Below are 13,072 nucleotides of genomic sequence, written 5' to 3'. Positions count from 1 at the left end.
GGACTGCGCGGGGCCCTGAACTTCAGGACCGGGGCTTCAGGACTGGGTGGCGCGCGGTTTGCGCGTGCGCTGCGGAGGGTGCGTGAGCCGCTTCTCCAGGAGGCTCGCGGCCTTGCGCAGGGCGTCGAGCCGCCCCTCGGGCCCGTCCGCGAAGCGCTCCTTGGCGCCGCCGAGGCTGAGGCTGCCGTAGGGCTCGCGGCCCAGGAAGACCGGCACGGCGACGGTCGCGATCCCGGCGTCGTACTCGCCGACCGTCCAGGCGTATCCCTGGGCACGCACCTGCACCAGCTCCCGCTCCAGCTCGTCGGGGTCGGTGACCGTGCGGTCGGTGAAGCGGGCCATGGGGCGGCCGCGGAAGAGGCGGTGACGCTGCTCGTCGGGCAGGAACGCGTAGAACGACTTGGCCGTGGCTCCGGCGTGCGCCGGATACAGCTCGCCGACCAGCGGGTAGTAGCGCAGCGGCCCCGACTCGCCCTCGACGGCGGCGACGCAGCGCATGTGGAAGCTGTCCGGCAGACAGAACAGGACGGTGTCGCCGGTCGCCCGGCCCAGTTCCTCCAGGACGGGTGCGGCGAGCAGTTCGAGCGAGCCCGAGCGCTCCCAGAGCCGGCCGAGCCGGAGCACGGCGGGCCCGATGCGGTAGCGCCGGGTGGCCGGGTCGGAGACCAGGAAACCGCGGCCCGCGAGTGTCGAGAGCAGCCGCTGGGCGACCGAGGTGTCCCAGCCGAACTCGGCCGCCACCTCCGTCACGCCCCAGTCGGGCCGCGTCCGCTCGAAGGCGAGCAGCACCAGCAGGGCGCGGTCGACGGTCTGCAGCGCGCCGGCGGGCGTCCGCCGGTCCAGTGGGATCTCACTCATCCCGCCGCTCCTCTCTCATGATCCCCGACGGATCTCTGTATCTCGTCGGCCATCTCACCATTCAGACCTGAATTGCAGATAACGGGAAACAGTTGCCGACAACGCTAGCCGATCCCGACTCTGCTGTCAGCACCACCCGACCTGGAGTGAGTGTCGGGAGCGAGAGAGGCCGCCCAATGCTGAAGTACGTCCTTGACATCGTCGAACTCCTCGACGACCCGAACGCCGACGGCAAACGCGCCGTGGAGTACCTCGACTCGGTCGCGGGCCCCGAGGGCTGCGGCGCCGAGGTCACCACCGTCACCGGCGAGCGCGGCTCGACCGACTTCGTGCTGGTACGCATCCCGGGCAGCACGGGACGTACGAGCGGCGGCTCGTCCCGCACGCTCGGCGTGGTCGGCCGGCTCGGCGGCGTCGGCGCCCGGCCCGAGATGACGGGCCTGGTCTCCGACGCGGACGGCGCCGCCGCCGCGCTCGCCACCGCGGCCAAGCTGCTCGACATGCGCCGCAAGGGCGACGTGCTGCCGGGTGACGTCATCGTCGCCACGCACATCTGCCCGGACGCGCCCACCGCGCCGCACGACCCGGTCCCCTTCATGGACTCCCCGGTCGACATCGCCACGATGAACCGGCACGAGGTCACCGGCGAGATGGAGGCCGTGCTCTCCATCGACACCACCAAGGGCAACCGGATCATCAACCACAAGGGCCTGGCCCTGTCCCCCACCGTCAAGGAGGGGTGGGTGCTGCGGGTCAGCGAGGCGCTCGGCGAGCTGCTCGCGGTCGTCACGGGTGAGCCCTTGGTCACATACCCGGTGACCACGCAGGACATCACGCCGTACGGTAACGGTGCACATCACATCAATTCGATCCTCCAGCCGGCCACGGCGACCCCCGCTCCGGTCGTCGGCCTCGCGGTCACCTCGGCCGCCGCGGTCCCCGGCTGCCAGACCGGCGCGAGCCACGAGACCGACATCGCCAGTGCCGCACGCTTCGCCGTCGAGACGGCCAAGGCGTACGGGGGCGGCCGGCTCGACTTCCACGACGAGGCGGAGTTCGACAACCTCGTGAGCCGTTACGGCTCCCTGTCCCACCTTCAGACCCTCGGCCGTGAGAGCCGTGAGCCCCGGGAGTCCTCATGACCGCCACCGGCACCGAGACCAAGCGGCTCGGCAGCGACGACTACTCGCTGACCCGCGTCCCGCGCGACCAGCGCCTCGGCTTCTGGACGATGCTGCTCCAGTGGCTCGCCCAGTCGGGCTCCATCTCGCAGTTCACGCTGGGCGCCACCATCGGCGTCGGCATGACCTTCGGGAACGCGTTCCTCGCCTTCACGCTCGGCGCGGTCATCCTCGAAGTGGTGATCTTCGCGATCGGCCTGGCCGGTATGCGCGAGGGACTCGCGACCCCGATGCTCACCCGCTGGATCGGCTTCGGCCGCAACGGCTCCGCGCTGGTCAGCTTCGTCATCGCGGTCAGCCTCGTCGGCTGGTTCGGCGTGCAGAACACGATCTTCGGCAACAGCGTGTCCGCGCTCATCGGCGGCCCGTCGTGGATGTGGTGCGTGGCCGCGGGCCTCGCCATCACGGTCCTGGTCATCTTCGGCTTCCGCTACATGGCGCTCTTCGCGAAGATCGTCACGCCGCTGTTCTTCGCCCTGGTCGCCTGGTCGGTCACGAACGCCCTGATGGACCACTCCATCGGTGACCTGATCAGCTCCCCGGCGCCGGGTCAGACGATCCCGCTCGCCGTCGCGGCCACCGCCATCGCGGGCGGCTACATGACCGGCGCGATCGTCTCCCCCGAGATGACCCGCTACAACCGCAAGGGCTCGCACGTCTTCCTGCAGAGCGCCTCGTCGATGATCCTCTCCGAGTACATCGTCGGCCTCACGGGCGTACTGCTCGGCCACCTGGTGAAGTCCAGCGAGGTGTCGCACATCGTGCTCTCCACCTCGGGCGCCTTCGGTGTGATCGTGGTCCTGATGTCCACCGCGAAGATCAACGACTGGAACCTGTACGGCTCCTCGCTCGGCGTCGTCAACTTCTTCCAGGTCGTCTTCGGCAAGCGCCTGCACCGCGGCGCCGTCACCATCGTGCTCGGCCTCGCGGGCACCCTGCTCTCGGCGGTCGGCATCATGACCCACTTCACCGAGTTCCTGTCCGTGCTCGGCGTCGCCATCCCGCCCATCGGCGGCATCATCGTGGCCGAGTACTGGGTCGTACGGCGCCAGCGCAAGCCGCTCGACGAGACCCGCGAGGCCGGAACACTGCCCGCGACGTCGCCGACCTGGGTGCCCCTGTCGATCGTGATCTGGATCGCGGCGTTCTGCGTCGGCAAGTACGTGACCGTCGGCATCCCGGCGCTCAACTCGCTGGCCACCGCCTTCGTCCTGTATTCCGTCCTCGGGCTCCTCGGCCTCGTGCGGCCGTACGGCACCTCCACCCTGGACGACGAGGACACCACCGTCCCCGCCGCCCCCGAAGCGACCCCTGTGGGAGCGGCATGAACACCCCCGGCGCCCTGACCCCCGCATCCGAAGAGGCCCAGGCCGAGGTGGTCGGGCTGTGCGCGGAGCTGATCCGCTTCGACACCTCCAACCCGACGAGCGACGAGCGCGCCTGTGCCGACTGGGTCGTGGACCGCCTCGCCGAGGCCGGCATCGAATCGACGCTCGTCGAGAGCGCGCCGGGCCGGGCGAACGTCATCGCCCGTATCCCCGGCGCGGACAGCACCCGCGGCGCCCTCCTCGTGCACGGCCACCTCGACGTCGTGCCCGCCGACGCCGCCGAATGGCAGGTGCCGCCCTTCTCCGGCGAGATCCGCGACGGCTACCTGTGGGGCCGCGGTGCGATCGACATGAAGGACACGGTGGCCGTGATGCTGGCCACCGCCCGCCACTTCGCCCGCACCGGCACCCGCCCCTCGCGGGAGATCGTCCTCGCGTTCCTAGCCGACGAGGAGGCGGGCGGCAAGTTCGGCGCGCACTGGCTCGTCGAGCACCACCGGGAACTCTTCGCCGGCGTCACCGAGGCCATCGGCGAGGGCGGCGGATTCTCGTACGCGATCGACGACACCCGGCGCCTCTACCCCATCGAGAACGCCCAGCGCGGCATGGCCTGGATGGAGCTCACGGCGACGGGCCGGGCCGGCCACGGCTCGTCCCCCAACGACGAGAACGCGGTCACCGACCTCGCCGAGTCCCTCACCCGCATCGGCCGCCACACGTTCCCGATCCGCCTGATCGAGCCCGTACGGGCGCTGCTGGCCGAGGCCGCCGCGCTCAAGGGCGTGGAGATCGACTTCGAGGCCGAGGACCTCGACGCCGAACTCGCCGGGCTGGGACCGGTCGCCGACTTCATGCAGGTGGTGCTCCGCAACTCCGCGAACCCCACCATGTTCACGGCCGGCTACCAGACGAACGTCATCCCCGGTAAGGCCACCGCCCGCGTCGACGGCCGCTTCCTGCCCGGCCACGAGCAGGAACTCATCGACACCATCGACGAGTTGCTCCTGCCGTCCGTGCGGCGCGAGTGGGTCAACCACGACATCGCCATGGAGACGACGTTCGACGGCCCGCTCGTCGACGCCATGTGCGAGGCCGTGCGCGCCGAGGACCCCGACGGCCACCCGGTCCCGTACTGCAACCCGGGCGGCACCGACGCCAAGGCCTTCACCAAGCTGGACATCCGCTGCTTCGGGTTCAAGGGCCTCAAGCTGCCGCACGACCTGGACTACGGCCGCCTCTTCCACGGCGTCGACGAGCGCGTCCCGCTGGAGGGCCTGCGCTTCGGCGTCCGCGTCATGACCCGCCTCTGGCAGAGCTGCTGAGACCTCCGGCCCTGCCCCTGTGAACGCCCCTGACCCGGGCTCACCCCCCGTACGCCCCCGCCGCAGCCGGCAGCGGGGGCGTACGGCAGCATGGGCGGACCACATGTACGTACGACCTACGGGGGACCCATGAGCGCGGCGCCCAAGCCGGAGATCCTCGCCGCCTTCGAGGCCGCCAAGGGGTTCATGCCTCTCGGTGAAGGCCTCGCGCTCCATGCTGCCGCCACCGAGGCCGCCGCGCTCGGCCTGCCGCTCCTGGAGGTCGGCACGTACTGCGGGCGCTCCACGATCCTGCTCGCCGACGCGGCCCGCCAGGCCGGCGTGAGCGCGCTCACCGTGGACCACCACCGCGGCAGCGAGGAGCAGCAGCCGGGCTGGGACTACCACGACCCGGAGACCGTGGACCCGGTCGTCGGCCGCATGGACACCCTCCCCACGTTCCGGCGCACGCTGCACGCGGCCGGCCTGGAGGACCACGTCGTGGCCCTGGTGGGCCGCTCCCCGCAGGTCGCCGCCGTCTGGGGCGGCAAGCTCGGCCTCGTCTTCATCGACGGCGGCCACACCGACGAGCACGCCACCGCCGACTACGAGGGCTGGGCCCCGCACGTCGCCGAGGGCGGCCTGCTCCTCATCCACGACGTGTTCCCGGTCAAGATCGACGAGTGGACGGGCCAGGCCCCGTACCGCGTCTACCTCAGGGCCCTGGAGTCCGGCGCGTTCACCGAGGTCTCTGCGACGGAATCCCTGCGCGTCCTGCGCCGAACAGGCACCGGGATCTGAAGAAGGACCGTTAGGCTCACCCACGTGTCATACGTAGGCCCGGACAGCGACGGTTTCTTCGACGGCGACGGGGACGGCCCCCGGCGGCCGCGCCGGTTCAGCGGTGGTCCGCTGACCGTGGCGCTCGCCGCGCTCGTGCCCACGGCTCTCGCCGGGTGGCTGATCTGGCAGGTGGCGGGCGGTCCGGGCGAGAGCGAGCCCGCGAAGACCCTGCCCGCCGCGAGCCGGTCGTCGACGGCGGGCACGGACACCACGTCCCCCTCCCCGTCGAAGTCCGACGACGGGAAGAAGGGCACCAGGTCGCCGAGCGCCACCGCGTCGAAGTCGAAGCCGCCCGCCTCTTCGTCGAAGCCCGCCGGATCCGGCCCCCTCAAGGGCAAGGTCGTCGTCATCGACCCGGGTCACAATCCGGGGAACTTCCAGCACACCGCGGAGATCAACCGGCTCGTCGACATCGGGACGAACCGCAAGGAATGCGACACGACCGGCACGTCCACCAACGCCGGTTACACCGAGGCCCAGTTCACCCTCGACGTCTCGCGCCGGCTGCGCACGCTGCTCCAACAGCAGGGCGCCACCGTCGAGTTGACCCACAACGGTGACCGCTCCTGGGGCCCGTGCGTGGATGAGCGCGCCCGGATCGGCAACAAGGCGCACGCGGACGCCGTGATCTCCGTGCACGCCGACGGCTCCGCGGCGGGCAACCGCGGCTTCCATGTGATCCTTCCCGCATCCGTGAACTCCGGTTCCGCGAACACCACGGCGATCGCCGGCCCTTCGCGCGACCTCGGCGAGCGCGTCGCGGGCAACTTCCTGCGCGCCACGGGCTCGGCCCCCTCCAACTACATCGGCGACCGCACCGGCCTCGACGTGCGCAAGGACCTGGGAGGTCTCAACCTCTCGACCGTGCCGAAGGTGTTCATCGAGTGCGGCAACATGCGTGACGCGAAGGACGCGGCCCTGCTGACGAGCGGCACGTGGCGACAGAAGGCGGCGCAGGGGATGTCTGACGGAATCGTGAGTTTCCTGCGCGGGTAGTTCTCACCCTGCGGATCTCGGCAGACACCTCCGCCGAGCGGACGATAGTGTCTCCTTACGATGTGGGGCCACCCCCGCGCTTCGCACGGCACAGCAGCGACAGCGACGCCTCCGCCGACGACCGGACGACTGACGAAGGACCGACCTGAAGTGAATATCCGCTCCCTCACTCGAGGCGACGGCGTGGTGATCGGAGCAGCGGTGTTGCTGTTCATCGCCTCGTTCCTCGACATCTATTCGATCGACGGGAACTCCAGCAACGAAAGCCTCCCGAACGCCTGGGAGAGCGCGCCGCTCCTGTTCAGCGTCTTCCTCGCGGGCGTCATCGCCGCGGTGCTGATCGTCGTCGCCCGGGGGCTGCCCAACGTGCCGAAGGTGGCCGGTCTCGACCTCGGCCAGTTCGGCATCGCGCTCGCCGTGTTCGCGGCATGGAGCGCGCTGGGGAACATCTTCGACCCGGCGGGTGGCTGGAACAACATCGGCACGTTCCCGGACAACGCGTTCGGTGCCGGTACGGGCGCGATCCTCGGCCTGATCGCCGCTCTCGTGCTCGCGGGTGCCGCCGTCGCCACGCCCCTCGTGCCCGCGCTGAAGGCGGCCCTCGTCGGCGCCCCGCGCCCGCAGGCCCCGCAGCCGTACGGCGCGCAGCCCGCCGGTGCCTACGGCTACCCGGGCGCCCAGCAGCCGGGCCAGCCCTACGGCGCACAGCCCGGCCAGCCCGGCCAGCCCGGTCAGCCCTACGGTGCCGCCCAGCCGCAGCAGCAGGCGGCGCCCGCGCCGCAGGCCGCGCAGGCCCCGGCCGGCGACTTCTCGCCGTTCTGGTTCGCGGTGCCGGTGCCGCGTCCGCTGTACGCCGAGGACGGCTCCCCGACGCCGATCGCCGAGCTGGCGCCCGGCACGTGGTACCTCGCGGTGGAGCAGCGTGGTCCCGGGCTTGTCGCCCAGACCCAGGACGGTCGTCGTGGTGTCCTGCAGGACACGACGGGGATCCAGCGCGGCTGACGTCGCCCGGCCTTCTCCGTCACGGCCCCTCACCCGTCTTCCGGGTGGGGGGCCGTTGTCGTACAGTCGCCCCCGGAACCATGAGCTGACGCTTCGTCAGAAAGGGGCAGGGCCATGCGACTCGGACTCGCGCTCGGCTACTGGGGCCGCGGTCCCGATCCGCGTCACCTCGAACTCGCCCAGGAGGCCGAGCGGTTGGGGTACGACTCGGTGTGGACGGCCGAGTCCTGGGGCAGCGACGCGTTCACGCCGCTGACGTGGATCGCGGCGCACACCTCGCGCATCCGCCTGGGCACGGCGATCGCGCAGATGGCCGCCCGCTCCCCCACGACGACGGCGATGCACGCGCTCACCCTCGACCACCTGTCCGGCGGCCGCATGATGCTGGGGCTCGGCCTGTCGGGGCCGCAGGTGGTGGAGGGCTGGTACGGGCGGCCGTTCCCGAAGTCCCCGCTCACGGCCACCCGCGAGTACGTCGACGTGGTGCGGCAGGTGCTGCGGCGCGAGGGTCCGGTCGAGATGGACGGACGTTTCCACGCGCACCCCTATCGCGGCGAGGACGCCACCGGCCTCGGCAAGCCGCTGAAGCCGATCACGCACCCTCTGCGCGCCGGTCTGCCGATCCTGCTCGGTGCCGAGGGCCCGAAGAACATCGCGCAGACGACCCGCATCGCGGACGGCTGGCTACCGCTGTACTGGTCGCCGACGCGCACGGACGCGTACGAGGCCGCCCTCACGGAGCTCCCCGACGACTTCATGATCGCGCCGATGGCCCGGGTCACGGTCTGCGACGACGTCGCGGAGGGGCTGCTGCCGGTGAAGGCGATGCTGGGCTTCTACATCGGCGGCATGGGCCCATACAAGGGGCGCGCGGAGCGCTCCATCGGGGGCGGTGGTCGGGCGACGGGTGGGAGGAACTTCCACGCGGACCTGATGGCGCGCATGGGGTACGCGGACGAGGCCCGCCGGGTCCAGGAGCTCTTCCTCGCGGGACGGCGCGAGGAGGCCGTACTGGCCGTGCCGGACGCCTTCGCCGACGAGATCTCGCTGGTCGGCCCGCGCGCCCGGATCGCCGAACGCCTCGAACTGTGGCGCAAGGGCCCGGTCACCGACCTGCTCGTCCTGGCCCCGGACCCGCAGACGCTGCGGGTCCTCGCGGAGCTCAACTCGTAGCGCAAACCGCCCAGTTGAAGGGTTGTGGCGCTACGACCCCGAGGTCAGCTCCTTGGTCGACGGCACCTTGTCCTTCACCTCGGCGCCCGCGCTCTTGCCCGCGTCCTTCACCGAGTTGATGACATCGTCGAAGGAGTTGACCGCGCCGTCCGTGCCGTCGCCCTTGCGCAGCTTGGACGGCAGGTCCTTCAGCTTGTCGATGCCCGCCGTGAGCGGCGCGACGGCCTTGGAGAGCAGCGGGTCACCCTTCGCGTTCTTCACGGCCGCCTTCAGCCTGTTGTACGCGAACGCGCCCGCGACACCCGCCTTGACGAGGGCGAGCTTGCGCCCGTGGGCGCCCTTCTTGAACTTGCCCTTGCGGTACGGCTTCACGATCCACTGGTAGGTCGCGCCGGCCGCGAGCCCCGCGTTGGCGACGAAGCGCGTCTTGGCGAACTTCTGCTTCTCGGCGGAGCTGGTGGGGCTCGGTTCCGCCACATCCGCGGCCACGGATGCCGACGCCTTGGCCTTGGCCTTCGTCGTGTCGTTGCCGCTGCACGCCGTCCCGCCCACCAGGAGGGCGGAGCTGACGGTCAACGCCACGACGGCGCGGCGTATGGGCAGGGTGGAACCGGTCACGACGAACCTCCAGGTCAGGGTGCTGCTGCTCCCTGGCAGCGTCCCCCGACACCTACGCCTGCGCTACTCGGGCGAGCCCGTACGGGTTTCGCCCGCTCCGGAGCGGTAATCCGTGCTTCATGTCTCCCAGACAAGCAACCCGAGGCACCAACCAAGCCGCGACGATCGTGATGGTCGTCGCAGACATCCTGGCCGTCATCCTCGGCCTGTGGATCCTGATGTACCTGCTGGACGCCAACCGCGCCAACTCCCTGGTGCAGTTCATCCACGACGCCGCCCTGTGGCTCGCCGGATGGTCGCACGACCTGTTCACGTTCGACGACGAATGGGCACGGGTGGTCGCGGGCTACGGCCTGGCGGCACTGGTGTACCTGTTCGTCGGGCACTTCGTCGCGGGCCGGCTGCGCCGCTACTGAGCCGGGCTGCCCTCGCAGCAGTCCGGTTCGAAGCCCGCCGGGAGGCGGCCGCCGAACACCGAGCACGTGGCCTCGTCGCCGCCGAGCGCGGCGACGGCGAGCAGCACCGAACCGGCTGTCCACGCGGTCAGCTCCCTGGGCCATATCGCCCGGTCGTCGAAGACGTAGCCGGTCCAGTACAGGCCCGACTCCGGGTCGCGCAGGTGCTGGATCGACTGGAGGATCTCCAGAGCGCGGTCGGACTCGCCCACCGCCCACAGGGCGAGGGCGAGTTCGGCGCTCTCGCCGCCGGTGACCCACGGGTTGGGGACGACGCACCGCACACCGAGCCCGGGGACGACGAAGCGGTCCCAGGACCCCTGGATGCGCTCCTCGGCCTCGGCACCGATGAGGGCGCCGCCGAGGACGGGGTAGTACCAGTCCATCGAGTAACGGTTCTTGTCGAGGAACCGTTCGGGGTGGCGGCGGATCGCGTGCCGCAGGCTGCCCGCCGCCAACTCCCAGTCGGGCTGGGGCTCTTCGCGCTCTTCGGCGATCGCGAGGGCGCAGCGCAGCGCGTGGTGCACGGACGAACTGCCGGTCAGGAGCGCCTCGTCGACGGGTGTCCCGTCCGGCTCGCGCTTCCAGCCGATCTGCCCGCCGGGCTGCTGGAGCCGCAGCACGAACTCCATGGCCGCGTACACGGTGGGCCACATGCGGTCGAGGAAGGCGTCGTCGCCGGTGGAGAGGTAGTGGTGCCAGGCGCCCACGGCGACGTAGGCGACGAAGTTGCTCTCGCGGCCGTGGTCGGTGATGTCGGCGGCGTCCCCGTCGGCGTAGGCCGCGTACCAGGAGCCGTCCTCGTTCTGGTGGCGGGCGAGCCAGTCGTAGGCGCGTTCGGCGGCGTCGTGCTCGCCGGCCGCGTCGAGGGCCATGGCGGCCTCGGTGTGGTCCCACGGGTCGAGGTGGTGGCCGCGGAACCAGGGTATGGCGCCGTCCTCGCGCTGCACGGCGAGCAGCCCGCGGACGGTCGCGGCGGCCTGATCGGCGGTCAGTACGCCGGGCAGGACGAGGTGTTCGGTCTTCTCCGGGCTCGTCACGCCTCGGCCTTGGGCAGGTGCGGCTTGGTGGCGTACGCGACGAAGCTCTTGCCGACGACCGGGTTGAGGAGCTGCTCGGTCACCCGGGTGAGCGCCGGCTTCTTCATGATGTCCCAGACCAGGAGCTTGTGGTACGCCCGCACGGGCAGCGCCTTGTCGTTGTCGACGCCGAACGCGCACTTCAGCCACCAGTACGGCGAGTGCAGGGCGTGCGCGTGGTGGGTGCCGTACGGCTTGAGGCCCGCCTCGCGCATCCTGGCGAGGAGTTCGTCCGCCTTGTAGATGCGGATGTGGCCGCCCTCGACCTCGTGGTAGGCGTCGCTGAGGGTCCAGCAGACCTTCTCGGGGCCGTAGCGGGGCACGGTCACGGCGATGCGGCCGCCGGGCTTGAGGACGCGGACCATCTCGGCGAGCACGCCCTTGTCGTCGGGGATGTGTTCCATCACCTCGGAGATGATCACGACGTCGAACGAGGCGTCCGGGAAAGGGAGGTTGAGGGCGTCGCCCTCCATGGCGGTGGCCGTGGCGCCTGCGGGGGCCTCACCAGCCTCCTTCATCGCGGCGAACCACTTGGCGACCTCGCGGATCTCCTCGCCGTTCTGGTCGAGGGCGACCACCTGGGCCCCGCGCCGGTAGCACTCGAACGCGTGCCGCCCGGCTCCGCAGCCGAGGTCGAGGACGCGGTCGCCTGCGGCGAGCGGGAAGCGGGTGAAGTCGACGGTCAGCACGTGGCCCTGCTTTCGCGGTCGGATCCTGCACGTTCGAGAGGGGTGGTGGCCGCGGCGCCGAGGGGCCGGCCGGCCGAGCGGGCGATGGACTCGCGGTAGAGCTCGGCGGTGCCGAGCGCCGCGCGGGCCCAGGTGAAGTTCCCGAGGACGCGTTCACGTCCGGCGGCGCCGAGCCGCGCCCGCAGCTGCGGGTCGTCCAGGAGTCTGCCGAGCGCGGTGGCCAGGGCTCCCGCGTCGCCGGTGGGCACGGCGAGGCAGGTCTCCCCGTCGGGCCCGGCGACCTCGGGGATCGCTCCGCCGGTGGTGGCGACCAGGGGGGTGCCGGTGGCCATGGCCTCCGCGGCGGGCAGCGAGAAGCCCTCGTACAGGGAGGGCACGCAGGCGACCTCGGCCGACCGTACGAGGTCGACGAGTTCGGCGTCGGTGATGCCCTTGACGAAGGACACGGCGCCTTCGAGGCCGTACTTCTCGATGGCCGCGGCGACGGGCCCGTCCTCGGCGCGCTTGCCGACGACGACGAGGTGGGCGGCCGGGTTCTCGGTGCGGACCTTGGCGAGCGCCTCGACGAGGAAGACGAGTCCCTTGAGGGGGACGTCGGCGCTGGACGTCGTCACGATGCGGCCCGGCACCTCGGCGACCGAGGGGTCCGGCGAGAAGAGGTCGGTGTCGGCGCCGATGTGCACGACACGGATCCGGTCCTGGCGCACGCCGAGGTGGTCGACGATCTCCTGGCGTGAGGTCCCGGAGACGGTGAGCACGGCCGGCAGGCGGCGGGCGACGCGCTTCTGCATCCGCGTGAACGCGTACCAGCGCCGCACGGAGGCGCGCCGCTTCCAGTCGGGCGCGGCGTCGATCTCCAGCTGCCGGTCGACCGTGATGGGGTGGTGGATCGTGGTGACGAGGGGGGCGCCGAGCGCGGCGGGCCCGCCCAACAGGCCGTAGCCCAGGGTCTGGTTGTCGTGCACGACGTCGAACTCGCCGCGCCGCGCCCGCAGATGACGCCGGGCGCGCAGCGAGAACGTGAGGGGTTCGGGGAAGCCGCCGGTCCACATGGTGCCGACCTCGAGCGCGTCCACCCAGTCGCGGTACTCGTCGCGCTTGGGGGTGCGGAACGGGTCGGGGCTGCGGTACAGGTCGAGGCTGGGCAGCTCGGTGAGCCTGAGCCCCTCCAGGTCCTCGCCCTCGTCGAGGACGGGGTAGGGCTGGGATCCGATGACCTCGACCTGGTGCCCCAGCCGGGCGAGTTCGCGGGACAGATGGCGTACGTAGACGCCCTGCCCGCCGCAGAACGGGTTCCCCTTGTACGTAAGGAGAGCGATACGCAACGGACGGTCACCATCGGCGGAGGACCCGGCCCGGGGGCCCGCCTCCACGGCCTCAGCGGTCACTCGTGGCCCCCTTCTCGCGGCACGTTCACGCGAGACTACGCGTGGGCGGTAATCTAGAACAAGTTTCAGAGTTGCCAGCTCTTTGATGCTTCAAGGAGCACAGAATCTACCGGCAGGTAGCCTCGCTGTAACGCTCGGATCAGGTGATTCGCGCCACGACG

At 71.1% G+C, this 13,072-nt stretch carries 13 protein-coding genes; 8 read left to right on the top strand and 5 right to left on the bottom strand.

Annotation, left to right across the window (positions count from 1 at the left end; all coding sequences use genetic code 11):
* Positions 1 to 36: 36 nt before the first annotated feature.
* Positions 37 to 858 (bottom strand): IclR family transcriptional regulator, encoded by an 822-nt coding sequence (locus ACIPWY_RS08160; protein WP_362899667.1) that lies wholly within the window; start codon positions 856 to 858, stop codon positions 37 to 39.
* Between the two features lie 176 nt (positions 859 to 1,034).
* On the opposite strand from ACIPWY_RS08160, the gene ACIPWY_RS08155 reads away from it, so the two are divergent.
* The 7 genes from ACIPWY_RS08155 (at position 1,035) to ACIPWY_RS08125 (ending at position 8,682) form a co-directional block, all read left to right on the top strand.
* The gene (locus ACIPWY_RS08155; RefSeq protein WP_383889157.1) at positions 1,035 to 2,000 is read left to right on the top strand and encodes a DUF1177 domain-containing protein; all 966 of its coding nucleotides are present in this window, start codon (positions 1,035 to 1,037) and stop codon (positions 1,998 to 2,000) included.
* Positions 1,997 to 3,367, top strand: coding sequence for a cytosine permease (locus tag ACIPWY_RS08150; protein WP_362899663.1), 1,371 nt, complete (start codon positions 1,997 to 1,999; stop codon positions 3,365 to 3,367). The genes ACIPWY_RS08155 and ACIPWY_RS08150 overlap by 4 nt, the downstream gene beginning before the upstream one ends.
* A complete protein-coding gene (locus ACIPWY_RS08145) occupies positions 3,364 to 4,689 on the top strand; it encodes a M20/M25/M40 family metallo-hydrolase (protein WP_401532484.1) in 1,326 nt (441 codons plus the stop codon). The genes ACIPWY_RS08150 and ACIPWY_RS08145 overlap by 4 nt, the downstream gene beginning before the upstream one ends.
* A gap of 129 nt (positions 4,690 to 4,818) precedes the next feature.
* The gene (locus tag ACIPWY_RS08140) at positions 4,819 to 5,469 is read left to right on the top strand and encodes a class I SAM-dependent methyltransferase (RefSeq protein WP_389543062.1); all 651 of its coding nucleotides are present in this window, start codon (positions 4,819 to 4,821) and stop codon (positions 5,467 to 5,469) included.
* A gap of 24 nt (positions 5,470 to 5,493) precedes the next feature.
* Entirely contained in the window at positions 5,494 to 6,507 is a 1,014-nt protein-coding gene (locus ACIPWY_RS08135; protein ID WP_362899658.1) for an N-acetylmuramoyl-L-alanine amidase, read from the top strand.
* Positions 6,508 to 6,657: 150 nt separating this feature from the next.
* Positions 6,658 to 7,509, top strand: a complete 852-nt coding sequence (locus tag ACIPWY_RS08130) for a hypothetical protein (protein ID WP_362899656.1) — start codon at positions 6,658 to 6,660, stop codon at positions 7,507 to 7,509.
* A gap of 114 nt (positions 7,510 to 7,623) precedes the next feature.
* Positions 7,624 to 8,682 carry an LLM class F420-dependent oxidoreductase gene (locus ACIPWY_RS08125; protein WP_362899654.1) on the top strand — a complete coding sequence of 353 codons (1,059 nt, stop codon included), beginning with the start codon at positions 7,624 to 7,626 and terminating at the stop codon, positions 8,680 to 8,682.
* A gap of 30 nt (positions 8,683 to 8,712) precedes the next feature.
* On the opposite strand, the gene ACIPWY_RS08120 is transcribed toward ACIPWY_RS08125, so the two are convergent.
* Positions 8,713 to 9,300: a hypothetical protein gene (locus ACIPWY_RS08120; RefSeq protein ID WP_362899652.1), complete on the bottom strand. Its 588-nt coding sequence runs from the start codon at positions 9,298 to 9,300 to the stop codon at positions 8,713 to 8,715.
* A 119-nt stretch (positions 9,301 to 9,419) separates the two neighbouring features.
* On the opposite strand from ACIPWY_RS08120, the gene ACIPWY_RS08115 reads away from it, so the two are divergent.
* Positions 9,420 to 9,716 carry a hypothetical protein gene (locus ACIPWY_RS08115; protein WP_362899650.1) on the top strand — a complete coding sequence of 99 codons (297 nt, stop codon included), beginning with the start codon at positions 9,420 to 9,422 and terminating at the stop codon, positions 9,714 to 9,716.
* Here ACIPWY_RS08115 and ACIPWY_RS08110 read toward each other — a convergent pair.
* Genes ACIPWY_RS08110 through ACIPWY_RS08100 form a run of 3 tightly spaced genes read right to left on the bottom strand, consistent with a single transcriptional unit; the run spans position 9,710 to position 12,911 of the window.
* Complete coding sequence (locus ACIPWY_RS08110) at positions 9,710 to 10,795, bottom strand: prenyltransferase (protein WP_362899648.1); 1,086 nt, start codon at positions 10,793 to 10,795, stop codon at positions 9,710 to 9,712. The two genes, ACIPWY_RS08115 and ACIPWY_RS08110, sit on opposite strands and share 7 nt — an antisense overlap.
* Positions 10,792 to 11,523, bottom strand: a complete 732-nt coding sequence (locus ACIPWY_RS08105) for a methyltransferase domain-containing protein (RefSeq protein ID WP_362899646.1) — start codon at positions 11,521 to 11,523, stop codon at positions 10,792 to 10,794. Before ACIPWY_RS08105 ends, ACIPWY_RS08110 begins: the two co-directional genes overlap by 4 nt.
* Entirely contained in the window at positions 11,517 to 12,911 is a 1,395-nt protein-coding gene (locus tag ACIPWY_RS08100; RefSeq protein ID WP_362899644.1) for a glycosyltransferase family 4 protein, read from the bottom strand. The genes ACIPWY_RS08105 and ACIPWY_RS08100 overlap by 7 nt, the downstream gene beginning before the upstream one ends.
* Between the last annotated feature and the right edge of the window lie 161 nt (positions 12,912 to 13,072).

The sequence above is a fragment of the Streptomyces sp. NPDC090032 genome (assembly GCF_044748025.1).
Lineage (GTDB): Bacteria > Actinomycetota > Actinomycetes > Streptomycetales > Streptomycetaceae > Streptomyces.
This window is presented reverse-complemented; position numbering and strand designations above follow the sequence as displayed.

Bases quoted from the DNA above. Each gene is read 5' to 3' on its own strand.
- ACIPWY_RS08160 (WP_362899667.1), bottom strand. From the start codon at position 858: ATGAGTGAGATCCCACTGGACCGGCGGACGCCCGCCGGCGCGCTGCAG.
- ACIPWY_RS08155 (WP_383889157.1), top strand. From the start codon at position 1,035: ATGCTGAAGTACGTCCTTGACATCGTCGAACTCCTCGACGACCCGAAC.
- ACIPWY_RS08150 (WP_362899663.1), top strand. From the start codon at position 1,997: ATGACCGCCACCGGCACCGAGACCAAGCGGCTCGGCAGCGACGACTAC.
- ACIPWY_RS08145 (WP_401532484.1), top strand. From the start codon at position 3,364: ATGAACACCCCCGGCGCCCTGACCCCCGCATCCGAAGAGGCCCAGGCC.
- ACIPWY_RS08140 (WP_389543062.1), top strand. From the start codon at position 4,819: ATGAGCGCGGCGCCCAAGCCGGAGATCCTCGCCGCCTTCGAGGCCGCC.
- ACIPWY_RS08125 (WP_362899654.1), top strand. From the start codon at position 7,624: ATGCGACTCGGACTCGCGCTCGGCTACTGGGGCCGCGGTCCCGATCCG.
- ACIPWY_RS08115 (WP_362899650.1), top strand. From the start codon at position 9,420: ATGTCTCCCAGACAAGCAACCCGAGGCACCAACCAAGCCGCGACGATC.